The sequence below is a fragment of the Streptomyces sp. 142MFCol3.1 genome (genome assembly GCF_000424945.1).
GTDB lineage: Bacteria > Actinomycetota > Actinomycetes > Streptomycetales > Streptomycetaceae > Streptomyces > Streptomyces siamensis.
On record NZ_AUKV01000006.1, the window covers coordinates 300,574 to 323,024 of the forward strand.

23 protein-coding genes are annotated in these 22,451 nt (G+C 72.2%); 8 read left to right on the top strand and 15 right to left on the bottom strand.

Features of this window, described 5'->3' with window-relative positions:
* Positions 1 to 32 precede the first annotated feature (32 nt).
* Positions 33 to 1,628, top strand: a complete 1,596-nt coding sequence (gene lnt, locus H305_RS0111280) for an apolipoprotein N-acyltransferase (protein WP_028800475.1) — start codon at positions 33 to 35, stop codon at positions 1,626 to 1,628.
* Here lnt and H305_RS0111285 read toward each other — a convergent pair.
* Positions 1,546 to 2,457 carry a Gfo/Idh/MocA family protein gene (locus H305_RS0111285; RefSeq protein WP_028800476.1) on the bottom strand — a complete coding sequence of 304 codons (912 nt, stop codon included), beginning with the start codon at positions 2,455 to 2,457 and terminating at the stop codon, positions 1,546 to 1,548. The genes lnt and H305_RS0111285 overlap by 83 nt on opposite strands.
* Positions 2,458 to 2,473: 16 nt before the next feature.
* Positions 2,474 to 3,682, bottom strand: coding sequence for an FAD-dependent monooxygenase (locus H305_RS45470; RefSeq protein WP_051370525.1), 1,209 nt, complete (start codon positions 3,680 to 3,682; stop codon positions 2,474 to 2,476).
* Between the two features lie 263 nt (positions 3,683 to 3,945).
* Between H305_RS45470 and H305_RS0111295 the strand changes: the two genes are divergently transcribed.
* Both H305_RS0111295 and H305_RS0111300 read left to right on the top strand, forming a co-directional pair.
* On the top strand, positions 3,946 to 4,536 hold the full coding sequence (locus H305_RS0111295) for a TetR/AcrR family transcriptional regulator (protein WP_028800477.1): 591 nt from the start codon (positions 3,946 to 3,948) through the stop codon (positions 4,534 to 4,536).
* 142 nt (positions 4,537 to 4,678) lie between these two features.
* On the top strand, positions 4,679 to 5,140 hold the full coding sequence (locus tag H305_RS0111300) for a hypothetical protein (protein ID WP_028800478.1): 462 nt from the start codon (positions 4,679 to 4,681) through the stop codon (positions 5,138 to 5,140).
* A gap of 126 nt (positions 5,141 to 5,266) precedes the next feature.
* Here H305_RS0111300 and H305_RS0111305 read toward each other — a convergent pair whose 3' ends face one another.
* From H305_RS0111305 to H305_RS0111335, 7 genes are all read right to left on the bottom strand, one after another.
* Positions 5,267 to 5,824 carry a hypothetical protein gene (locus H305_RS0111305; protein WP_037763405.1) on the bottom strand — a complete coding sequence of 186 codons (558 nt, stop codon included), beginning with the start codon at positions 5,822 to 5,824 and terminating at the stop codon, positions 5,267 to 5,269.
* Positions 5,825 to 6,023: 199 nt separating this feature from the next.
* Positions 6,024 to 6,707: a uracil-DNA glycosylase gene (locus H305_RS0111310; protein WP_028800480.1), complete on the bottom strand. Its 684-nt coding sequence runs from the start codon at positions 6,705 to 6,707 to the stop codon at positions 6,024 to 6,026.
* A 212-nt stretch (positions 6,708 to 6,919) separates the two neighbouring features.
* Positions 6,920 to 8,500 (bottom strand): ABC transporter substrate-binding protein, encoded by a 1,581-nt coding sequence (locus H305_RS0111315; protein ID WP_028800481.1) that lies wholly within the window; start codon positions 8,498 to 8,500, stop codon positions 6,920 to 6,922.
* 368 nt (positions 8,501 to 8,868) lie between these two features.
* Positions 8,869 to 9,630, bottom strand: coding sequence for an SDR family oxidoreductase (locus H305_RS0111320; protein WP_028800482.1), 762 nt, complete (start codon positions 9,628 to 9,630; stop codon positions 8,869 to 8,871).
* Positions 9,631 to 9,647: 17 nt separating this feature from the next.
* On the bottom strand, positions 9,648 to 10,409 hold the full coding sequence (fabG, locus tag H305_RS0111325; RefSeq protein WP_028800483.1) for a 3-oxoacyl-ACP reductase FabG: 762 nt from the start codon (positions 10,407 to 10,409) through the stop codon (positions 9,648 to 9,650).
* A gap of 202 nt (positions 10,410 to 10,611) precedes the next feature.
* The gene (locus tag H305_RS0111330) at positions 10,612 to 10,995 is read right to left on the bottom strand and encodes a DUF3037 domain-containing protein (RefSeq protein WP_028800484.1); all 384 of its coding nucleotides are present in this window, start codon (positions 10,993 to 10,995) and stop codon (positions 10,612 to 10,614) included.
* The gene (locus tag H305_RS0111335) at positions 10,992 to 11,774 is read right to left on the bottom strand and encodes a HipA family kinase (protein ID WP_028800485.1); all 783 of its coding nucleotides are present in this window, start codon (positions 11,772 to 11,774) and stop codon (positions 10,992 to 10,994) included. The genes H305_RS0111330 and H305_RS0111335 overlap by 4 nt, the downstream gene beginning before the upstream one ends.
* A gap of 237 nt (positions 11,775 to 12,011) precedes the next feature.
* Between H305_RS0111335 and H305_RS0111340 the strand changes: the two genes are divergently transcribed.
* Positions 12,012 to 12,485 (top strand): Rieske (2Fe-2S) protein, encoded by a 474-nt coding sequence (locus H305_RS0111340; RefSeq protein WP_028800486.1) that lies wholly within the window; start codon positions 12,012 to 12,014, stop codon positions 12,483 to 12,485.
* A gap of 23 nt (positions 12,486 to 12,508) precedes the next feature.
* Here H305_RS0111340 and H305_RS0111345 read toward each other — a convergent pair whose 3' ends face one another.
* On the bottom strand, positions 12,509 to 13,147 hold the full coding sequence (locus H305_RS0111345) for a cysteine hydrolase (RefSeq protein ID WP_028800487.1): 639 nt from the start codon (positions 13,145 to 13,147) through the stop codon (positions 12,509 to 12,511).
* Positions 13,148 to 13,291: 144 nt separating this feature from the next.
* On the opposite strand from H305_RS0111345, the gene H305_RS0111350 reads away from it, so the two are divergent.
* Positions 13,292 to 13,759: a pyridoxamine 5'-phosphate oxidase family protein gene (locus H305_RS0111350; protein WP_028800488.1), complete on the top strand. Its 468-nt coding sequence runs from the start codon at positions 13,292 to 13,294 to the stop codon at positions 13,757 to 13,759.
* A 307-nt stretch (positions 13,760 to 14,066) separates the two neighbouring features.
* On the opposite strand, the gene H305_RS0111355 is transcribed toward H305_RS0111350, so the two are convergent.
* On the bottom strand, positions 14,067 to 14,969 hold the full coding sequence (locus H305_RS0111355; protein WP_028800489.1) for a LysR family transcriptional regulator: 903 nt from the start codon (positions 14,967 to 14,969) through the stop codon (positions 14,067 to 14,069).
* A gap of 75 nt (positions 14,970 to 15,044) precedes the next feature.
* Here H305_RS0111355 and H305_RS0111360 point away from each other — a divergent pair, with 75 nt between their 5' ends.
* Positions 15,045 to 15,980, top strand: coding sequence for a DMT family transporter (locus H305_RS0111360; protein ID WP_028800490.1), 936 nt, complete (start codon positions 15,045 to 15,047; stop codon positions 15,978 to 15,980).
* Between the two features lie 60 nt (positions 15,981 to 16,040).
* Here the strand turns inward: H305_RS0111360 and H305_RS0111365 are convergent, their stop codons facing one another.
* On the bottom strand, positions 16,041 to 17,372 hold the full coding sequence (locus tag H305_RS0111365; protein ID WP_028800491.1) for an aminotransferase class I/II-fold pyridoxal phosphate-dependent enzyme: 1,332 nt from the start codon (positions 17,370 to 17,372) through the stop codon (positions 16,041 to 16,043).
* A gap of 35 nt (positions 17,373 to 17,407) precedes the next feature.
* Here H305_RS0111365 and H305_RS0111370 point away from each other — a divergent pair, with 35 nt between their 5' ends.
* Positions 17,408 to 18,097: a pyridoxamine 5'-phosphate oxidase family protein gene (locus tag H305_RS0111370; protein WP_028800492.1), complete on the top strand. Its 690-nt coding sequence runs from the start codon at positions 17,408 to 17,410 to the stop codon at positions 18,095 to 18,097.
* 142 nt (positions 18,098 to 18,239) lie between these two features.
* On the opposite strand, the gene H305_RS45475 is transcribed toward H305_RS0111370, so the two are convergent.
* The 3 genes from H305_RS45475 to H305_RS0111385 form a co-directional block, all read right to left on the bottom strand.
* The gene (locus H305_RS45475) at positions 18,240 to 19,325 is read right to left on the bottom strand and encodes a DMT family transporter (protein WP_078628985.1); all 1,086 of its coding nucleotides are present in this window, start codon (positions 19,323 to 19,325) and stop codon (positions 18,240 to 18,242) included.
* Positions 19,326 to 19,662: 337 nt separating this feature from the next.
* Complete coding sequence (locus H305_RS0111380) at positions 19,663 to 20,673, bottom strand: EamA family transporter (RefSeq protein WP_028800493.1); 1,011 nt, start codon at positions 20,671 to 20,673, stop codon at positions 19,663 to 19,665.
* A gap of 452 nt (positions 20,674 to 21,125) precedes the next feature.
* A complete protein-coding gene (locus H305_RS0111385; RefSeq protein WP_078628986.1) occupies positions 21,126 to 21,710 on the bottom strand; it encodes a Clp protease N-terminal domain-containing protein in 585 nt (194 codons plus the stop codon).
* A gap of 310 nt (positions 21,711 to 22,020) precedes the next feature.
* Here H305_RS0111385 and H305_RS0111390 point away from each other — a divergent pair, with 310 nt between their 5' ends.
* Positions 22,021 to 22,449 carry an SRPBCC family protein gene (locus H305_RS0111390; protein WP_028800495.1) on the top strand — a complete coding sequence of 143 codons (429 nt, stop codon included), beginning with the start codon at positions 22,021 to 22,023 and terminating at the stop codon, positions 22,447 to 22,449.
* Positions 22,450 to 22,451: the final 2 nt, after the last annotated feature.

Genomic DNA, 22,451 nt, shown 5'->3' on the forward strand with positions numbered 1-22,451 from the left:
CTGGAAGCACCACCTGGGGAGGGAGGCGCTGTATGCAGAGGCCGGACGGTCGGCCCGGTCGGCTCGGGCCGTGGCTCGGCTCTCCATGGCGGCGCGGGGTCCTCGCCGCACTGGCGGGCGCCCTGCCCGTGTTCGCCTTCCCCGCCCCGTCCTGGTGGTGGTTCGTCTATGTCGCCCTGGTGCCCTGGATCCTGCTCGTCCGCTCGGCACCGACCGGGAGACGGGCCGCGTACGACGGCTGGCTCGGCGGGCTCGGCTTCATGCTGGCCGTCCATCACTGGCTGCTGCCCAGCCTGCACGTGTTCACGGTGCTGATAGCGGCGCTGCTCGGGCTGCTGTGGGCCCCCTGGGGATGGCTCGTGCGGCGGTTCCTGGCGGGGGCGCCCTCCGCGGGCCAGATCGCCGCCGCGCTGATCGTGCTGCCCTCGGGCTGGCTGATGGTCGAACTCGCCCGCTCCTGGCAGGGATTGGGCGGCCCGTGGGGTCTGCTCGGGTCGAGCCAGTGGGAAGTGGCGCCCGCGCTGCGGCTCGCCTCGGTCGGCGGTGTATGGCTGCTCAGCTTCCTGGTCGTGGCGGTCAACATCGCCGTCGCCGTCCTGATCGCGGTACGCCGGTCCCGCGTGCCCGCCGTGGCCGGGCTGGTGGCGACCGCTGCCGTGACGTCGGCGGCGTGGGTGTGGTCACCGCGCCCGGACGTCGACGGCCGGGTCAGGATCGCCGTCGTGCAGCCGGGCGTCGTCGACGGCATCGGGAGCGGAACCGAGCGGTTCGCACGCGAGGAGGCACTCACCCGCACGCTCGCCGGGCAGGACGTCGACCTCGTCGTGTGGGGCGAGAGCAGTGTGGGCTTCGACCTGGCGGACCGCCCCGACCTCGCGGTCCGGATCGCCGCGCTGTCCCGGCTGACGGGCGCCGACATCCTGGTCAACGTCGACGCCCGCCGTTCCGACCGTCCGGGCATCTACAAGAGCTCGGTCCTGGTGGGCCCGCAGGGTCCGACCGGTGACCGCTACGACAAGATGCGACTCGTCCCCTTCGGCGAGTACGTGCCCATGCGTTCCCTGCTCGGCTGGGCGACCTCGGTGGGCAAGGCTGCGGGCGAGGACCGCCGACGCGGCAGCGAGCAGGTGGTGATGAACGTGGGGCACGGGCTGCGAGTCGGCCCGATGGTCTGCTTCGAGTCCGCCTTCCCCGACATGAGCCGGCACCTCGCCCAGGACGGCGCCGGGGTGCTCCTCGCTCAGTCGTCGACGTCGACGTTCCAGCACAGCTGGGCGCCCGAGCAGCATGCCTCGCTCGCCGCACTGCGGGCCGCCGAGACCGGACGCCCGATGGTGCACGCGACCCTGACCGGCGTCTCCGCGCTCTACGGGCCGAGCGGCGAGCGCATCGGCTCCTGGCTCGGCACGGGCTCGCACGGGGCGACGGTGTACGAGGTCCCGCTGGCCCGCGGGATCACGCCGTACGTCCGGTTCGGCGACTGGCCGGTGTACGCGGCCCTGCTGGTACTGACGGCGCTGTGCGCGACGGAGGGCGTCCGCGCGATCAGGCTGCGGCGGTCCGTTCCTCGACCTCACGTACCACCCGCTCGCACAGTTCGTGGGTGGCCAGCGCGTCACGGGCGCTGAGCACCTTTCCCGCGCGTACGGCGTCGAGGAAGGCGAGGACCGCCTGCTCGATGCCGCGCTGCCGGGCCACGGGGACCCAGTCCCCGCGCCGTCGCACGGTGGGCTGGCCCTTGTGGTCGATGACCTCGGCGAGGTTGACCACCTGGCGCTTGGTGTCCTGGCCCGAGACCTCGAGGATCTCCTCGTTCGATCCGCTGAGGCGGTTCATCACGCCCAGGGCGGTGAATCCGTCGCCGGCGAGTTGCAGCACGACGTGGTGCAGCAGTCCGTCCGCGACCCGGGCCCGCACGGTGACGTCGTCGACCGGGCCCGGCGCCAGGAACCGCAGGGTGTCCACGACGTGGATGAAGTCGTCGAGGACCATCGTGCGCGGCTCTTCGGGCAGTCCTATGCGGTTCTTCTGCATCAGGATCAGCTCCCGCGGGTGGTCGGCGCACTGCGCGTACCCGGGTGCGTAGCGCCGGTTGAAGCCGACCGCGAGGCTGACGTTCCGCTCCTCCGCCAGCCGGACCAGCCGCTCCGAATCGGCGAGCCGGTACGCGAGGGGCTTGTCGACGTACGTCGGTACGCCGGCCTCCAGCAGGCGCGTGACGATCTCCGGGTGCGCGACGGTGGCCGCGTGCACGAACGCCGCGTCGAGGCCCTGTGCCAGCAGGTCCGCCAGGTCGGTGTGGCGCTGCTCCTGAGGCAGGTGCAGGCCGTCGGCCACCTGGTGGAGCGTCTCGGGCGTGCGCGTATGCAGGTGCAGTTCGATCCCCGGCTGCGCTCCGAGCACCGGCAGATAGGCCTTCTGCGCGATGTCGCCGAGTCCGATGCAGCCGACCTTCACTGAGCTCTCCTCGCGTTCAGACGCCGGCTCCGGTGACCGGCTCGGGCCCGGCCGGACGGGTGGCCGGCACGGCCTCGACGGAAGCATACGGCGGCTGCGGCGGTCGCCAGTCGGCGATGCCGTCGAAGCTCCGCAGCAGGAGCTCGGGCCCGGCCTTGGACAGCGCGGCGAGAGCCGCGTTGCGCACGGCGATGCCGACGCGGCTGGTCATCATGTCGATCCGTGCCACCTGGACGGCCTTGCGGGCGATGGCGGCGGTGCGCGGCGCCCGGGCCACGGAGTAGGCGGCGAGGTCGACGGTGTCCGGGCCGGCGTGATGGGCGAGGACCATCGCGTCCTCGATGGCCTGGTTGCCGCCCTGCCCGAGGGTCGGCGGCATCGCGTGCGCGGCGTCGCCGAGGAGGACCGTCCGGCCGCGGTGGAAGGCCGGCAGCGGTTCGGCGATGTGGTGGACGTCGTGACGCAGCACGTGCGCGGGTTCGGCGGCGGCGATCAGGGCGGGGATCGGGTGGTGCCAGTCGCCGAACCGGCGCAGGAGTTCCTGCCTCTCGTCGTCGGCGGCGTGCTGCCCGGCGGGGGCCAGAGCTGCGCCGTACGCGTAGATCCTGCCGTCCTTGAGCGGTTGGGTGCCCCAGATGCGGCCCCTCCCCCAGGTCTCGTGGGCGTCGAAGGCCTGCCGCGGTGCCGGGCTCACGATCCGCCAGGTGGTGAATCCGGAGTAGACGGGCCCGGGATGCCCGGGGAAGAGCGCCTGCCGCACACCGGAGTGGATGCCGTCGGCGCCGACGACCAGTTCGGCCTCCAGGCCGCCGTCCGCGGTGGCGACCAGGGCGGGGCGCGCGGTGTCGCCCGGGTCGGCGAGCCTCGCCTCGGCGGCCGTCCGGACGGTGTCCTCGGGGAGCCGGGCGACGAGCCGGGCGACGAGCTCGGCGCGGTGCACGACCACGAGCGGGCCGCCGAAGCGCTCGGCGAGGGCGGAGGCGCTGGTGCGCGACACCCAGCGCCCTTGCGGGGTGCGCATTCCGCCGTCACCCTGCCAGGCGGCGAGTCCCCTGATCTCTTCCCCCATGCCGATCACGTCGAGCGCGCGGAGCGCGTTCGGTGCCAGGGAGATGCCCGCGCCGACCGGCGTGAGCGAGCGGGAGCGTTCCAGGACGGTGACCTGCCAGCCGCGCAGGCGCAGGGCCACGGCCGCGGTCAGTCCGCCGATGCCGCCTCCGACGATGACGGCGCGGGGCCGGCCGGCGGATTCCGCCGTGGCGCCCCTCGTGGCGGCCCGGGCGTCGATGGGCTGCGCCACGGTGCGTGCCGCTTCCGTCCCTGCCGCCACCGGCCGCGCCGGAACCTCGGGCACCTCGGACATGGCTCCTCCTGGTCCTCAGGGGTCACCGCCCGACTGCGATGACCGCGCACACCAGGTCACTACACCTGTAGTTACCCGGCATCTCGACCGTACTACAGATGTAGTGATCCCGATAGGTTGGTCCCATGCCCGTACGCAACCCCGGCGCCGGTCGCGCCGAACTGATCGCCGACACCGCGCTGGGCCTGCTCGCCGAGCGCGGGATGCGCGGTCTGACCCACCGCGCGGTCGACGAGACCGCCGGGCTCCCCCAGGGCTCGACCTCGAACCAGGCACGCACCCGGCTGGCCCTGCTGGAGGCCGCCGTACGGCGGCTCGCCGAGCGTGAGGCGCAGGTGCTCACGCCCGACGAGATGCCGGACCCGCGCGGCGGGCCCGACGCCCTGGCCGACGGACTCGCTCTCGCCCTGCACCGCTATCTGACCCGCCATCGTCAACTGCTCGTCGCCCGCTACGAGCTGGCGCTGGAGGCGACCCGGCGCCCCGAGCTGCGGGAGTTCTTCGACGCGGCGGGGCGGCGCTTCCGGGACCCGCTGACCGCGCTGGTCACCGCCGCCGGCTCGAGCGCCCCGGACCGGCACGTACTGTCCCTGGTCGCCTGGTGCGACGGGATGATGTTCTCGTGCGTGGCCGGCTCGTTCCACGACGCGGTGCCGGGGATCGAGGAGCTGCGCGCGAGCTTTCGCGAGCTGTTGCGGGGAATGCTGGCACCCTGATCCCGGGCCGCCCGGCGAGCCGTGCGCAGGCGGTCAGTTCTCCGGCGTCCGCGCCCATCGGAGGAACGGAAGGATCACCCATGTGGGGCAATCTGCGCTTGTCCGCTCCCCAAAGCGGCCGGGACACAGCAGAGTTGCGCGAGTGCATCGAACGACGACCACCGCAACGCTCCTGGTCGCCGCGGCTGTCACCGCCCTCTCGGGTTGTGTGACCGTCCAGCGGCCGCCCTCTCCCGGCCCGCCGCCCGCGCCGCCCCGGCCCGCCGCGCCGCGCCCGGACGGAAAGGGCGAACCGCAGATCGTGCAGGCACCCGCGAAGGAGGCGCTGGAGCTCATCGGGCCGTCCTCGAAGCCTTCGAAGCGTGCCCCGGCACCGCACCGGGCCGCTCCCCCGCCGGCCGCCACGGCACCACCGACACCGCCGCACCGCGACCGGCCGGACCCGCGGCCCGCCCCGCACCGGCCCGACACGCATCCCGCCGAGCCGCCCGTCCCTACCCGTCTGCCACGAGGCTCGGACGTGTGCGCCCTGGGCAGGAAGTACGGCGGCTGGAAGGCGGACAGCCCGGAGGCGACCATCTGCAAGAAGGCGTACGGCCCCTGAGGGATCCCGGTCGGTGCCGTGCCCGTCCCGAGGCGGGCACGGCGTCATCGGTGCCCGTGGACAGGCCGGCGGAACCCGAGGCCGTGCGCGTCCCAGGGGCATACCGGGAGCGGGGTCGGTGCCTCGTCAGGGGCGTTTTCTCGGCGGTCCCAGCGTCTCGCCTCCCGGACCGCCGAGACGGTCGGGGAGGCTGTCCCCGTCCGGGATGCCGTCGTGGGCGAGTCTCGTCTCCAGGCGGGCGATCGCCGCACGGATCCCGTCGCCGTAACTGTCGTCGCCGAGGGCGCCGACCGCGCCGCGTGCTCTGCGCAGGTGGCTGCGGGCGACCTCGCCGTGGCCGAGCTTCACGTAGTCGGCGGCGAGGTTCAGATGGAGGGACGGGTAGAAGGCGCGGACCGCGAGCAAGTGGTGGCGCTCCGCGAGTCGCCCGTCGCTCAGCTCCTCGGCCGCCGACAACGCGCGCAGGTCCCAGGCGAGTTCGTCCGAGGGGTCGTCCTGGGTGTCGGCCATGTAGTGCGCCAGCGTGCAGCGGTGCAGCGGGTCGCCGTCCTCGCCGATCTCCGCCCACAGGTCCAGGAAGCGGCCCCGAGCCTCCTCGCGGTCCCCGCCGTGGTGCAGCATGACGACCTGTCCGATCCGGGTCATGATGGCGTCCGGCGCCGCCTGCTCCTGTTGCTCCGCCACCGCGTCCTCCAGGCTCGTCGCTGTCCCCACGACGCTAGCCGGAGCCACTGACAATCGGGCTCAGGCGCCCCCGTACGCCACTGGGCCAGGCCGGTGACGGGCGGGGGTGCGGACCCCCGGACGACCGCGGAGGACGGCGACGGCCGACCCCGGTCACGGGGGCCGACCCCGGTCACGGGGGCCGGCCACAGGTCCGCCGTCAGCCCAGGTCGGGAATCCGCCAGTCGATCGGCTCGTGCCCCTGACGGGCCACCGCCTCGTTGATCTGCGTGAACGGACGCGAGCCGAAGAACTTCTTCGCGGACAGCGGCGAGGGGTGCGCCCCCTTCACCACCACGTGCCGCTCCTCGTCGATCAGCGGGAGTTTCTTCTGCGCGTAGTTGCCCCACAGCACGAAGACGGCCGGGTCGGGCCGGTCGGCCACGGCACGGATCACCGCGTCGGTGAACTTCTCCCAGCCCTTGCCCTTGTGCGAGTTGGCCTCACCGGAGCGCACGGTCAGCACCGCGTTCAGCAGCAGCACTCCCTGCTGGGCCCACGGCATCAGATAGCCGTTGTCGGGGATCGGGGTGCCCAGTTCCTCCTTCATCTCCTTGTAGATGTTCCGGAGGGAGGGCGGGGTCTTCACACCCGGGCGGACCGAGAAGCACAGGCCGTGCCCCTGTCCCTCGCCGTGGTAGGGGTCCTGGCCGAGCACGAGGACCTTCACCCGCTCGTACGGTGTCGCGTCCAGCGCGGCGAAGACCTCCTCACGCGGAGGGTAGACAGGACCCTTGGCGCGCTCCTCCTCGACGAACTCCGCGAGTTCCTTGAAGTAGGGCTGCTGCAGCTCCTCGCCCAGGACGCCGCGCCAGGACTCGGGCAGCATGGCGATATCGGTCACGTCAACTTCCTCCGATGTGCGGTCACTTCCAGACCACAGAACCTACCGTCGCCCACTGACAACCGGCTCCGGGCCCCGCTCCCCGGCCGAGGGGACGGGACGACGGTACGGGTGGCGTGACCGGCTTACGGGAATCGGCCTCCGCCCCGTGGGCCCCCGCCGCGGACCCTCGCTCCGCGGGCCCTCGCGCCGCGAACGGAGACCGGCTCTCCCTACCAGCTCGTCTTGCGGTGCAGTTCCCACATCGTCATGATCGTCGACGGGTCCAGGGCCCGCTCACCGCCCGAGATGTCCTCGCTGGCGGCCACGTACTGCTTGCCCTGCCACAGCGGCAGCAGCCGGGCGTCGTCCACGAGGATCTGCTGCGCCTCCTTGAACTCCTTCACCACGGCGCCGCGGTCGCTCTGCCGGCGGGAATCGGGCAGCAACTGGTTGGTGATCCGCGGCGACGGATAGGGCGTACCGAGCGCGTTCTGCGCGCCGACGAAGGGCGCGATGAAGTTTTCGGCGTCCGGGAAGTCGGGGAACCAGCCGCGCCCGAAGACCGGGTACTCGCCCTTGCGGTAGCCCGCCTCGTACGTCTTCCAGGGGCGGCTCTTGAGCGTGATGCTGAACAGCCCGGAGCCGTCCAGCTGGGCCTTCAGCTCCCGGAACTCCGGTGCCGTCTCGGAGCCGTAGCGGTCGGTCGTGTACCACAGGGTCAGCGGCACCCGCTGGGTGATGCCCGCGTCCTTGAGGATCTTCTGCGCCTTGGTCCTGCTGGGGGTGCCGTAGCTGTCGAAGAAGCCCGTGGAGTGCCCGATCAGGCCGGCCGGGACCATGGAGTACAGGGGGTCGACGGTGTCCTTGTAGACCTTGTGCGCGATGGCGGGCCTGTCGACGACCTGGGCGATGGCCCTGCGGACGGCGAGCTTGTTCGCCCACGGGTCCTTCGGGTTGAAGACCAGGTAGCTGATCTCGGTACCCGCGCCCTCGAGGAGCTGGATGCCGTGCTGGGAGTCACGGCTCTGGAGCTGGACGATGTCCGAGGAGGCGAGTCCCCGGTAGGTCACGTCGATCTTCTTGTCCCGCAGCGCCTCGACCATCTGGGCCGAGTCCTGGAAGTAGCGGATGGTGACCGAGTCGTTCTTGCGGTCGGCGAAGCCGTTGTAGTGGTCGTTCCTGACGAGTTCGGCCTTCTTGCCCTCCTCGTAGGACCGGAGGGTGTACGGCCCGGACCCGAAGACCTTGCCGTCCTTGCGCAGGGCGTCGGCCGGGTAGTCGTCCGGGTCGACGATCGACATGGCGGGCGTGGCCAGCACGAACGGGAAGGTGGCGTCCGGCTTCTTGAGGTGGAAGACGACCTCGCGGTCGCTCAGGGCCTGGACCCGGCCCAGGTTCCCGAGCAGGCCCGCGGGACCGCCGGGCACGTCGATGGTCCTGATCCGTTCGATGGAGTGCTTGACGGCGTGCGCGTCCAGCGGGTCACCGTCGGAGAACTTCATGTCCGGACGGAGCTCGCAGCGGTACGTCCGCTTGGAGACGTCCGTGAACGCGCAGCTCTTCGCCGCGTCGGGCTGCGGCGTCACCGCGCCGTTCGGGTAACTGAGCAGCGTCTGGTAGATGTTGCGGAACAGCTCCCAGGAGCCGTCCCAGGAGGCGGCCGGGTCCAGTGTGCTCGGAGCGCTGGTGGTCCCCACCACGATCGGACCCTTGTCGTCGGACGATCCCGAGGAGAGAACGCCACACCCGGCCACCAGGGTTATGGACGTGATCGCCGCCAGCTGCCGCAGACGTCGGTTCCGTTTGAACACGCGCACACTCCTCGATCTGCCGTACCAAGGGTCGGCAGACCATACCGCAGCGCCCCGCCGGTGGAACATGTTCACGGCAGGGCACTTGATCAGCAGGAATGTGACTACGTTGTCAGGCTTCTGTGACGCCGCGGGCGGTCCGGATATCGAACGCGCCGCCTCTCGACAACGTCGCTGTTTTTGTCAACTCCCCACAAGATGTGGAGCGCTGCGGTCCGGCACGGAGCTCACACCCCGGGTCCATCGGCGGGCCCGGCCGCCCGGAATGTGCCTCGAAGGAGCGGTGCGGCGCTCCGCGGAACCGACGTCGGGTTCCGCGGAGCGGGGCGTCCACGGCGCCGGGCGTCACTCGACCCCGGCGACCGGCGTCACTCGACGCCGGCGTTGAGGAAGATGCCGCCGTCGACGACCAGCGTCTGCCCGGTGATCCAGTCCGACTGCTGCGAGGTGAGGAACGCGGCGGCGCCCCCGATGTCGGAGGGCACCCCGAGCCGGCCGAGTGGGTAGGCCGCGGCGGCCTCGGCCTCACGGCCCTCGTACAGGGCGGCGGCGAACTTGGTCTTGACCACGGCGGGCGCGATGGCGTTGACCCGGACCTTGGGCGCGAACTCGTGCGCGAGCTGCACCGTCAGGTTGATCATGGCGGCCTTGCTGACGCCGTAGGCGCCGATGAACGGCGAGGGGGCGAGGCCGGCGACCGAGGCGATGTTCACGATCGCCCCGCCGTTCTCGCCCTGCCAGGCCTTCCAGGTCTGCTGCGCGAAGCCCAGCGCCGAGATCACGTTGGTCTCGAAGACCTTGCGCGCCACATTGAGGTCGAGCTCGGCCATCGGGCCGAAGACCGGGTTCGTGCCGGCGTTGTTGACCAGGTAGTCGACGCGGCCGAAGGCCTCCATCGTGCGCTCGACGGCGAGGGCCTGGTGCGCCTCGTCGTGGGCCTTTCCGGCGACGCCGATGACGCGGTCGGAGCCGAGCGCCTCGACGGCCTCCTTCAGGGCCTCCTCGTTGCGGCCGGTGATGCAGACCCGGTCACCGCGGGCGACCAGGGCCTCCGCCACGCCGTAGCCGATGCCGCGGCTCGCGCCCGTGATCAGCGCGACCTTGCCCGAGAGTTCGGGAAGAGCAGTCATGTCCTTGTCCCCCGGCCTCAGTTGAGCGGTCCGCCGGCCACGTACAGCACCTGGCCGGAGACGAATCCGGCGGCCTCGCCGGTGAAGAAGGCGATGGCGTTGGCGATGTCGTCGGGGTTGCCGACGCGCTGCACGGGGATCTGGGTGGCGGCGGCGGCCTGGAAGTCCTCGAAGCCCATGCCGACGCGGGCGGCGGTGGCGGCGGTCATGTCGGTGACGATGAAGCCGGGCGCGACGGCGTTCGCGGTGACGCCGAACTTGCCGAGCTCGATGGCGAGGGTCTTGGTGAAGCCCTGGAGGCCGGCCTTGGCGGCGGAGTAGTTGACCTGGCCGCGGTTGCCCAGGGCCGAGGACGAGGAGAGGTTCACGATCCGGCCGAACTTCGCGTCGACCATGTGCTTCTGGCAGGCCTTGGCCATCAGGAAGGCGCCGCGCAGGTGCACGTTCATGACCGTGTCCCAGTCGGTGGCGCTCATCTTGAACAGCAGGTTGTCGCGGAGCACGCCCGCGTTGTTGACGAGGATGGTCGGCGCGCCGAGCTCCTCGGCGATGCGCGCGACGGCGGCCTCGACCTGAGCCTCGTCGGAGACGTCGCAGCCCACCGCGATGGCCTTGCCACCGGCGGCGGTGATCTTCTCCACGGTGTCCTTGCACGCGGCCTCGTCGAGGTCGATCACCGCGACGGCACGGCCCTCGGCGGCCAGTCGTACGGCGGTGGCGGCACCGATGCCGCGCGCGGCACCGGTGACTACGGCGACCCGCTGCTCAGTGGTGGACATTGCTGGTTCTCCTCGCCCTTGGAAAGCCTGTCGGAAAGCCCGTCCCGGCAACCTTGGCACCTTCTCGGCGCCTCGGCGGTGCGGAATGGCCTGCGGCTCACGGTACGCCCCTCGGGTGAGCGACCGCTTAGTACCTTCAGCAGACGTGACGCTAGAAGCCCTGGCACTCGGTGTCAACGGCACACCGCGCGCATGTGATCCATTACCTGACCAGCAGCTGGAGCAACCGTTCCGTCTCGGCCTCCGGATCGGCGGTCAGGCCGGTGTGCACGGGGCCCGGCTGCACGACCGTCGAGCGCGGCGCGATGAGCCAGCGAAAGCGCCGCCCGGCATCGTCCCGGGCCGCCTGACCTGCCGCTTTCCCACCTGCACAGACACCCTCGACGGCCCGCAGGGCAGCGCGCACGCCCGCCACGTCCGCTTCCGGGTCGAGCGCCCGCAGCTTGGACTCGTCCAGATGCGTCCGAACGGCGACGAAGGACTTGGCACGGCAGTAGACCAGCACCCCCGCGTTGAAGCACTCGCCGCGTTCGACCCGCGGCACCACGCGCAGCAGCGCGTACTCGAAGACGTCCCGCTCGCTCACGCGTCCCCCTTGCCGGCCCCGACGGCCTCGATGCCGTTGATCCGCTCGTGGATGACGGCGGCCCGTGCCAGAAGCGGCTGCGCGTAGGCGTGCCGCAACGCGTCGGCCGAGTCGAAGCCCGGCTCGTCGGCCAGCCACGCGTCCGGGATCTCGGCGGTCACCTCGGCGAGCAGCTCCTCCGTGACCAGCGGTGCCAGCTCCGCTGCGGCCGAGGCGACATCCGGCCCGAAGGGCGCGAGCGCGTGCTCGGAGACGTCGTACGGCTTGGCCGCGGACGTCTGCACGCCGGGCCAGTGATGGTGCCAGATCATTGTGGCGCCGTGGTCGATGAGCCACAGGTCTCCGTGCCACACCAGCATGTTGGGGTTGCGCCAGGAGCGGTCCACGTTGTTGACCAGCGCGTCGAACCAGACGATCCGCCCGGCCTCCTCGGCGCTCACGTCGAAGGCGAGCGAGTCGAAGCCGATCGCGCGGGAGAGGAAGTCCATGCCGAGGTTCAGACCGCCGCTGGACTTCAGCAGCTCCTGGACCTCCTGGTCCGGTTCGCCGAGTCCCATGACCGGGTCGAGGCCGATCGTCACCAGGCCCGGCACCCTGAATCCGAGCCGGCGGGCGAGTTCACCGCAGACGACCTCGGCGACGAGCGTCTTGCGCCCCTGCCCGGCACCGGTGAACTTCATGACGTACGTCCCAAGGTCGTCGGCCTCGACGAGCCCCGGCAACGAGCCGCCCTCGCGCAGGGGCGTGATGTAGCGGGTCGCGATGACTTCCTTGAGCATCGCCCCAGGTTACCGGGGTGGACCAAGGGCGAGGACGCGACCCGTGGGTGTGCGCCGCGCCCGGCGGCCGAGGGTCCGGCGGTCCGCACCGGCCGGGCCGCCGCCCGTCGGCCCGCTGTCGATCCCGTCGGCGCGCTGTCGATCCGGTCAAGAAGTCGCCAACCCCCTGAACAGGGCACACGTCCGAACCGTACTTGTCTACGGATCACCATCACGTCCGTTGAAGGGAAAGTCGGCATGACCAGCGAATCGCTTCACCCCGTCCCGGCACCGGCCCGGCGCACCGTCGTGGCGGCGGTCGGCGCGGCGGGGCTCGCCGTCGCGCTGACCGCGTGCGGGGACGACAAGAAATCGTCCGGTTCCAGCGAGGTGAACGGGGGCGGCTCGGGCGGCGGCGACAACGCGGCGGCCGGAAACGCCGGTGGCACGGTGCTCGCCAAGACCAGCGACATCCCGGAGGGCGGCGGCAAGGTCTTCGCGGACCAGGGTGTCGTCGTGACCCAGCCGACGGCGGGCACGTTCAAGGCGTTCTCGTCCAAGTGCACGCACCAGGGCTGCGCCGTGAAGGGCATAGCGAACGGCGTCATCAACTGCCCCTGCCACGGCAGCCAGTTCTTCGCCGCCGACGGCAGCGTGAAGAAGGGGCCCGCGACGACCGCCCTGGCCGCCGCGACGATCACCGTCGAGGGCGACTCCATCAAGCTCGCCTGAGCACCGGGGCTTCGGCGGCGGCGTCAGCGGCGCGGACGCTTGAAGCAGGCCAGCACGTCGTCGGTCGTCGCGATGGTGGCGACGAGGGCGAGGGTGTTGCGGATCATCGCGGGGGTGTAGTCGGAGGGCACCCCCGCGATGGCGTCCGCCGGCACGACGGCGGTGTAGCCGAGGTTCACGGCGTCGAACACGGTGTTGGGGATGGCCACATTGGCCGAGACGCCGGTCACCACGAGGGTGCGGCAGCCCAGGTTGCGCAGCAGTGGGTCCACGTCGGTGCCCGCGAGGGGGGACAGTCCGTGCAGCCGGCGTACGACGAGGTCCTCCTCGGCGACCATGACGGGCGACGCGATGCGGACGGCGGTCGTGCCGGTGAGCTGCTGGACGGGCAGTCGGGCCGCGACGCGGAAGAGGCGGGCGTTGTGGTTGGCGCCCCGGCCGTCCGGGCGCCGTTCGGCTATGGCGTGGACGACCTGCACTCCGCTCTCGTGGGCCGCGGCCACCAACCGGGCCACGTTGACGAGCGCTCCCGACGACCGTGCCTCCTCGGCGAGTTCGGGCAGGGCGCTGTCCTGGCCCACGACACCCTGCTGGCACTCGACGGTGAGCAGCACCGTGGCGGCGGGGTCGAGGAGTTCGCTGAGCTGTTCGTACGACGGCATGGCTCCCCCTGGTCGTCGAGGCCGGAGCGGGCGAGCGTAACGACCATTGCGTGGGGACGGAAGACGGCCCATGCTTTTCTGACGTGATGTCAGAGGATCTCTGTCGGCAGCGAAGCGGGCCGACGCGGACGAAGAGGAGACCGCATGGCCGTCACTCAGCGCAGGGGCCGGAAGATCATGATGACCCCCGGCGAACTGGACGAGTTCCTCACCACCGAACGGACCTGCCGCGTCGCGACCGTGTCGAAGGACGGCGCGCCGCATGTCAGCGCCCTGTGGTTCGCCTGGGACGGCACATCCCTGTGGCTGTACTCGGTGGTGCGCAGCAAGCGGTGGGCGGAGCTGCGCCGCGACCCACGGGTGGCCGTGGTGATCGACTCCGGTGAGCAGTACGGGGAGCTGCGCGGGGTCGAACTGTCCGGCACGGTGGAGTTCGTGGGCGAGATACCCCGCGTCGGGGACCTGTGCGCCGAACTCGACGTCCCGGAGACGCTGTTCGCCCGCAAGAACTTCGGTCTGGAGGAGATGCCGCACGACGGCAGGCACGCGTGGATGCGGCTGACTCCGGAGGCCATCGCCTCGTGGGACTTCCGCAAACTCCCCTCGCTCTAGGGGGTGTCCACCGTTCGGCGCCGCCAGGCGCCGCCGAACGGGCCGCTCGCATCGGGGTTCTTGGGGCGTCCACGAGTGAGCGGCGACCGGCCGCAGGCCTCAGGGCCCCGGGTCGCCCGCCCGCGCGGGGCGCCCCGCCCCGGCCCGTCACCCCGTCACCCCGTCACCCCGTCACCCCGTCACCCCGTCACCCCGTCACCCCGTCACCCCGTCACCCCGTCACCCCGTCACCCCGTCACCCAGAGTGGATACCGCGGCGCGGAGGGCGGGCCGCGGCGCCGACCGGCCACGGCCCCGCCCGCGGGGCTCACTTGACGGTCTCCCCCGCTCCGCGCAGTGCCCGGACCGCCGCCCTGATCGACGGCCGACGGTCGGCGTCGGCCCGCCATACGACATACACGTGCCGGCGTACGCGCTGCCGCACGGGCACCGTGACCACGCCCTCGGGCATCGGGTGCCGCCCGAGGAGCGGCGCCACGCAGACGCCGAGCCCCGCGGCGACCATGGCCAGCTGCGTGTGCGTCTCGGCCGCACGATGGCCGATGTGCGGCTCGACGCCCTTGGAGCGGAGCGTGAACATCAGCCACTCGTGACAGAACTCGCCTTCGTTCCACGTGATCCATTCGTCCTCGGCGAAGTCGGCGAGGTCCACCTCGGCGCGGTCCGCGAGCCGGTGCCCGGCCGGCATCGCCACGTCGGCGGGGTCGTCCAGGATCGACGCCTTGACGAGGCCGTCCGGCAGCGGCATCGGCTTGTTGTACCAGTCGAGCACGACGGCCAGATCGAGGTCGCCGCGGATCACTCCGGCCACCCCGGCCTCCGGCTCCAGCTCGCAGGAGCGCACCCGGAGCCCCGGGTGGTCCGCGCGGAGCGTGGCGAGCGCGGCGGGGAACAGCCCGCGTGCGGCGGTGGGGAACGCCGAGAGCCGCAGTTCGCCCACGACCTGACCGCGCTGCGCCTCCAGGTCCGACTGCGCCAGCTCCACCTGGGACAGGATGCGCGCGGCGTGGTCGGCGAGCAGCCGGCCGGCGTCGGTGAGACGGATTCCACGGCCGTTCTTCGCGAGCAGTCGCTGCCCCACCTCGCGCTCCAGCTTCGACATCTGCTGGGAGACGGCCGACGTCGTGACGTGCAGCCCCTCGGCCGCTCCGCTCACCGAGCCGTGCCTGGCGAGGGCGTCGAGGGTGCGAAGGCGCTCCAGGTTCAACATATAAGCAATGCTACGAGATACCGCTCCGAAAATCTCGCTTGTGCTAAGAGATCGTTGTACCCCATGGTGGTGTGCATGAGCACCGCCACCAGCGCCCGCGCCCTCTCCCCCGCCACGGCCGGGCCCCGTCGCCGCACCGCCCTCGACTGGCGGGTGCGCTTCGGCATTCTCGCCCTGATCTGGGGCTTCAGCTTCCTGTTGATCAAGGTGGGCACGGAGGGCTACGCGCCGTTCCAGGTCACCTTCGGGCGGCTGCTGTTCGGCACGGCGGTGCTCGCCGCGGCGATGGCGGTGAAGCGCGAGCGGCTGCCGCGCGGAGTGCGGACCTGGGGGCACCTGACGGTCGCGGCCCTCCTGCTGAACGCGCTGCCGTTCTCGCTCTTCGCCTATGCGGAACTGACCGTCCCGTCCACGCTCGCGGGCATCTGCAACGCGACCTCGCCGCTGTGGGGCATGGCCCTGTCGCTGGTCGCCCTGTCGGAGGACCGGCCGACTCGCAGCAGGGTGGCCGGGCTCGGGATCGGCTTCATGGGCGTCCTGACGGTCCTCGGCGTCTGGCAGGGCTTCCACGGCCTGGACGCCAGGGGCACGGCGATGGCCCTGCTGGCCTCCCTGAGCTATCCGGTCGGCTGGATCTACGTCCGCCGCACGCTGGCCGGCACCGGCCACTCCCACCTGTCGATGACAGGCGCCCAGCTCCTCCTGGCCACCGCCCAACTGGCTGTCGTGACGCCGCTGTTCACCACCCTCCCCAGCCGCTTCCCGGTCGTCCCGCTGCTCGCCGTCGTCGCCCTGGGAGCCCTCGGCACGGGCCTGGCCATGCTCATCCAGTACGGCATCGTCGCCGAGGTCGGCCCGACGACCGCGCAGATGGTCACCTACTTCATCCCGGTGATAGCCACCGCGGCGGGCGTCGCGATCCTCGGTGAATCGCTGTCCTGGTCGACTCCGGTCGGCGCCGTGGTCGTGCTCGCGGGCGCGGCGCTCACCCAGGCCAAGCCGCGCACCTGATCAGCCTGCGGGGCGGCCGACGCCGGCCGGGGCGGCGCCGAGTCCCCGGCCGGCGTCGCGTCACACGTAGCGGCGGGCCGGTGCGGGGCCGACCGCGGACGCGACCGCATCGGCGAGCGGTTCCATGTCGTCCGGAGTCAGCGTCGACACGGTGATCCGGATACCCGGCGGTGCGCTCATCCGGAAGCGGGCGCCGGGCGCGACCGCCCAGCCGGCGTGCAGCAGCCGTGCGACCGCCCCGGTCTCGTCCGGCACGGGGATCCACACGTTCATCCCGCTGCGCCCGTACGCCTCCACGCCGCGTCGCCCGAGGGCGTCGATCAGCGCGTCCCGCCGCCGCCCGTACTCCGCCGCCACAGCCGCCGCGTCCACGGCGCCGGAGGTGCACAGGTGGACGACGGCCTTCTGGAGCAGACGGCTCACCCAGCCCGGCCCGAGCCGCTGGCGCCCGTGCACCCGGTCGACGGTGACGGGGTCGCCGGTGAGGACCGCGAGACGCAGGTCCGGGCCGTACGCCTTGGCGACGGAACGGACGAAGGCCCAACTGTGCGTCACGCCCGCGAGGGGATGGAGCGGCTGGTCGACGATCCGGTGCCCGTGGTCGTCCTCGATGAGCAGGATCTGCGGATGCTCCTCCAGAACGGCGCGCAGGGCACGCGCCCTTGCGGCGCTCACCACGGCTCCGGTCGGGTTCTGCGCCCGGTCCGTGACGATCAGGGCCCGCGCTCCGGTCTCCAGGGCGCGGCGCACGTCGTCGGGGAGCGGCCCCTCGTCGTCGACGCCGACGCCGACCGTGCGCAGTCCGAGCGCCGGGGCGAGGTCGAGCAGGCTGCCCCAGCCGGGGTCCTCGAGGGCCACGGTGTCCCCGGGCTTGAGATGAGCCGTCAGCACACGCTCGATGGCGTCGAGCGATCCGGAGGTGACGACGACGGGTCCGCCGGGGACGCCGTCCTCGTTCAGGTCGGCGCGGGCGATGCGCTCCAGCTCCGGTTCGACGGCGGCCTCCCCGTACCTCACGGGCTCACGGTCCGTCCGGCCGGCCGCCACGGCGAACGCCTCGGCGAGACCGGGCAGCAGTGTGGGGTCGGGGTTGCCGTCCGCCACGTCCCGTACGCCGTCCGGCACCTCGACCCGAATGTGCTCACGGCCCGTGGTGGCGGGCTTCGGCCGGACCCTGCTGCCGCGGCGGCCGGCGGTCTCGATGACCCCGCGTTCGCGCAGCGTCCGATAGGCGGCCGCGACGGTGTTCGGGTTCACTCCGAGCTGTTCCGCCAACTCCCGCATGGGCGGCAGCAGTTGACCGGGGACGAGGTCTCCTGAGCCGACCGCGCTCTCGACGCCGGCGGCAATCTCGGCTGCACGACGCCCAGTGATCCGATACTCTCCTAGCACAAAGTAAATTATGCACTAGTGCAATGGAGTACGCAATGCCGGAGACGAGCACCCCGCCAGGGACGTCGCGGGCCACCGCCTACACCCCGACCGAACGCACCGTGCCCACCCGCTCCAAGGAACGCGCGGCGTACGACCGCGAGCTCGTGCACGCGATACTCGACGAGGGGTACGTCTGCCATCTCGGCTTCGTGCGCGACGGCGCCCCCGTCGTCCTGCCCACGCTCTACGGCCGTGTCGGCGAGCGCCTCTACGTGCACGGCTCGACGGGATCGCGCCCGCTGCGCATGACGGGCCAGGCCGACCCGGGCCTGCCGGTCTGCCTGACGGTCACCCATGTCGACGGGCTCGTCCTGGCCCGCTCGGCCTTCCACCACACGATCAACTACCGCTCGGTGGTGGTGCACGGCATCGCCCACCAGGTGACCGACCCGGACGAGAAGCGTACGGCTCTGGACGCCCTGGTGGATCACGTCGTCCCCGGTCGCTCGCTCGACTCGCGCCCCGGCAACGGCAAGGAACTCGCGGCCACCGCCGTGATCCGGCTCGACCTCGACGAGGTGTCCGCGAAGCTGCGCACCGGCGGCCCGAACGACGAACCCGAGGACCTCTCGCTCCCCCACTGGACCGGAGTCCTGCCGCTGGCCAAGGGGTTCGACACCCCGGTACCGGCCGACGATCTGGCTCCCGGCATCGGCCTTCCGGACTACCTCGCCACCTTGTGAGACCGCCGGGGCGCACCGCCCACGGCGTGGGGGGTGAGGGGTGCGAGCCCGGCGGGCCCGCACCCCTCACCGCCGAGGAACGCCGGTCCTGGATCGGACGAGGTCCGATGAGCGCCGGCCCCTCTTCGGACGCCGGGCGTCGTCAGGCCGTCGGCCCGCTGTCGACGGCACCGGTGCCGGACGCGGCCGGGGCGGCATCAGCGCCGGACCCGGTGGTGACCGCCCCGTCGCCGGACCCGGCAGCGACACGTCGGTCGCCGGACCCGGCGGCGACAGGCCCGTCGCCGGCCCTGCGCCGGTCGGTCGCCACGGCGCGCGTCTCCGCGACCGCGAGGCCGGTGACCGACCCCAGCATCAGCAAGGTGCCCACCAGCATCGCCGCCGTGAGCCGCTCGCCGAGCAGTCCGACCGCGAGAACCGCCGCGCTCACCGGCTCCAGCAGCATGATCACGGACACGGTCGCCGAACGGACCACGGCCGCACCCGCGAAGAACAGGGCGTAGGCCAGCGCCGTGGGGACGGCCGCGATGTACCCCAGCAGCGCCAGTACGTGCAGCGGCTGGGCGGCGTGCGGGACCAGCCCCTCGGCCAGTCCGAGCGGCAGCAGGCAGGCCGCGGTGACGGCGAACGTCCACACCGTCGTGCCGGCTTGGTCGGCGCGACCGTCGCGCCCCCACCACCGGGTGAGCAGCGTCATCACGGAATACCCGGCCGCGGACAGCACCGCCAGCGCGACACCCCAGGGGCGCACCGTCGCGCCCCCGCCGCCCAGCACCAGCACCCCGAGCCCGGTGAGCGCTCCGGCGACGGCGGTGATCCCGCCGCGTCCGAGCCGCTCCCCCATGGTCAGGCGCGCGCCGAGCGCGATGAGCACCGGCCCGGCCCCCAGGGTGACGACGGTCGCCACGGCGAGGCCGGTCGCCTCGACTGCGGCGAAGTAGGCGGTCTGGAAGACGGCGAGCCCCACGCCGGTGGTCCCGATGCGCAGGGCCTTGCTGCGCAGCGGCTCGCGCACGGCGGGCCGGACCCGTCGGCGCGACCGCACGCGCGCGGCGAGCAGCAGTACGAGCCCGCCCCCGCAGCGCCAGAAGGAGAGGGCGATCGGCCCCATGTCACTGGCCCGGTAGACCAGTGACGCGGCCGCGCCCGCGGTGCCCCAGGCGGCACCGGCGACGATCAGATAGAGGAGGCCTCGCCCGATGGGCAGGCCAAAAGCAGTGTGCGACACGTGTTCTCTCCGCAGATTCGCAGAAGTACGGGAAGGGACCACGTCGCAGCCGGCGCACGGGACACCGGACGCCGACGCGCGTCACGGAGCACAGGGCTCGGGACGGCGCGACACGGCGCACGGGACACGGGGCACGGGGCTCAGAACGAAACTCGGGACACGAGACTCAGTGGAGGGCTCGGGACGCGAGGCTCGGAGCACCGGCGTACGAAAGGTCCTCGGACTTCTTCCGCGGGCAGCACCGTCCCGCCCGGCACGTGGCCGGGCATGTGTCCGGAAGGGCCCGCCTCAGGCGGCAGGGGGCGGGAGAACGAGCGTCAAAGGCATGACCTGCACTTTAGGCGACCATTCCCGGAGTGGACAACTCTCTCTCGGCGTCACTCCCGCCACTGGCGACCGGCCCGTCCGAGGGCTTCGCGGGCGCCGACGACTGCGCGATGAACGCACCCAGCAGCACCACCGCACCGCCGACGATCTGCGGCGCCGAGAGGTGCTCCCCCAGCAGGACCCAGGCCAGGACGGTTGCGATCACCGCTTCGAGGCAGGCGACGACGCCCGCGACCTGCGGGGAGAGCCTGCGCACGGAGAGCACCCCGGTGACGTAGGCGACGACGGTCGCGATCAGCACGATCCAGCCGAGGAGCAGCGCGGCGAGCACGGAAGTCCCGTTCATGTCGGCGCTGCCGCCGAGCACGGACCAGTCCATGGTCCACGGACGCGCGACGGCGGTCAGTACGAGGGTGCCCACGAGGAGCCCGTAGGCGATCACGCCGAGCGGGTCCGGTGCCTCGTCGCCGGCGTCGCTGCCCTGGTCGGACAGGACGAAGTAGCCGACCTGGCAGCAGGCGGCCCCCAGCGCGAGCAGCAGCCCGAAGGCGTCGAAGCTCAGCCCCGACCAGACCTCGACCACGCAGGCGAGTCCGCCGACGGCGAGCACCACGCCGAGAGCCGCGGCCCGCGTCACGGGGCGGCGCTGCACGAAGCGGACCCAGCCGAGCACGAGCGCGGGTGCCAGGTACTCGACCAGCAGTGCGACGCCGACCGGGATGCGGGAGATCGCCGCGAAGTAGCAGGCCTGCACACCGGCCACACCGAGCAGCCCGAAGCCGGCGAGCAGCGCCGTGCGGCTCCGCAGGAGCGACCGGTGGCGCACCGCCACCGGCAGCATCACCAGCGCGGCGCCCGCGACCCGCAGCCACACCACATGGAGCGGGTCGAGACCCGCTTCGATCAGCGGCTTGGCCGCGACACCCGATCCGCCGAAGGCGACCGCCGACACGAGCGCGAGGCCGAGGCCGACGCTCTTCACTCGGTTGCCCTGACTGCCCTGAGACGTATGCACCGCCACATGATGACAGGCGATGACATGAGCGTCACCCCCGTTGACACCTGTCTCGACGGCTGGACTCCGGCGGGGACGAACGGAGGCTGCGGGCACGGGTCCAGCGACCCCTGCTGGAGGGCGGCCGGGTCGAAGGGTGCGGGCACTGGTGCGACGGTCGCCGCTGACGCGGGGGCGGGTGAAAGCTCGGCGACACATCGGGCGGCCCCTACGGGCGCGCGGCCACCCGGAGGCCCTGGGCACCAGCCCGACGGAACGCCTCGGACGCGAGGCCGAGCGACGGCTCCGGGGACACGTCGTGCGGTCGGGCCGCGGGCACACGGGCCGGCCGGCCGCGGGCACACCGCCGCCCGGGACCGCCGGCACCGGCCCGACGCAGCGGTCGCCGCGCGAACCCGAAGGAAAGCTCAGGGCACGGAACAACCGGCTGTCGCGAACGCGAGACCGACCGCTCCGATTCAGCGCCCGCCGTCGACCCGGCCCACGTATCCCTCACAGCCGGCCTCGACGCGCTCCAGCAGTGCGGGGGTGTCGACGCCCGCGCGCCCGAGGACCTCGACGGCCCGCGACTGGGGGTCGGCGACGAGCGTCACGAGCAGGTCGAGACCGCGGGCCTGTTCGTCGCCGCGCAGCACGGCACGCTCGTACGCCAGCTCCATGGCCCCGGCCGCCACCGGGGACCATCCCGTCTCGGTGGCGATCGGTACGACGCCGGAGTCCTCGACGGAGCTCTGCCAGCGCAACCCGTAGCCGATGCTGCGCTGCACCAGATAGCCGAGGAGCCGGGCGACCTGACCGGCACCGTCGAAGGCGGCGCGCACCTCGGGATCGGACTCCAGCAGCGAGTGCAGCAGATGCGCGGTGTCGATCTGCCGGTCCCCGTCCCGCAGCGCCCGCCTGCGGGCACCCGAGACCACCGAGGCCAGCTCGGCACTGAGCCCGGCGTCGAGTTCTGTTCGGTTCGGGCCGCTCTCGGCGGCGGACCGCTGGCGAATACGGGATGGCACAACCCCTACCCCATCAGTCTCGCGAAGCCGGGACATCCTCGGCGGGCAGCATCTTCGGGTCCGACACAGGTTGGGCATCCATGGGGATGTTCTCCTCCTTGCGGATGACTTCGGGCCGTTTCCCCCTGGGGCGCGCGCCGCCCTGCGTCGCGTCCCGCCCGCGGCCGCGCTGCCGCGGCGCTCCCCCCCGAAGCACGGCGAGCGAGGCCGGCCCTGCCCGGGGTGGGCGGGCCACTCTCCACAATTTCTGACAGTTCATCAGTATTGAATGTTCCGGGGCCTGCGGCTACGTTCCGCGACACCGTAGCTGCGCCGGGCGCAGCGCCCGACACGAAGGGGTGGTCGCATGGCCGAAGTCAGCGCGGAAGCACGCATCGAGGCACCCGCCGAGAAGATCTGGGCCCAGCTCACGGACTGGCCCGCGTACGGCGAGTGGAACGCGACCCACACCAGCTTCCCCAAGGGCGGACCCGAGACCCTCGAAGTGGGCGGCACCTTCGAGGAGAACATGAAGCTCATGGGCTTCCCCGCCGAGGTCACCTGGACCATCGACGCACTGGAGCCGGGGCACCTCCTGGCGATCCGCGGCAAGGGCCCGATGGCCGTGAACGTCGCGACGCGCTACACGCTCACCCCCGACGACGGGGCGACGACGGTGCGGATCGACGGGGAGTTCACCGGCGCCGCGGTCTCGCTCATGGCGGGCAAGCTCAAGGACTCGGCGACGGCCGCGCTGAACGAGTCGCTGCGCAAGCTCGGCGGCCTGGTCGCCTGAGC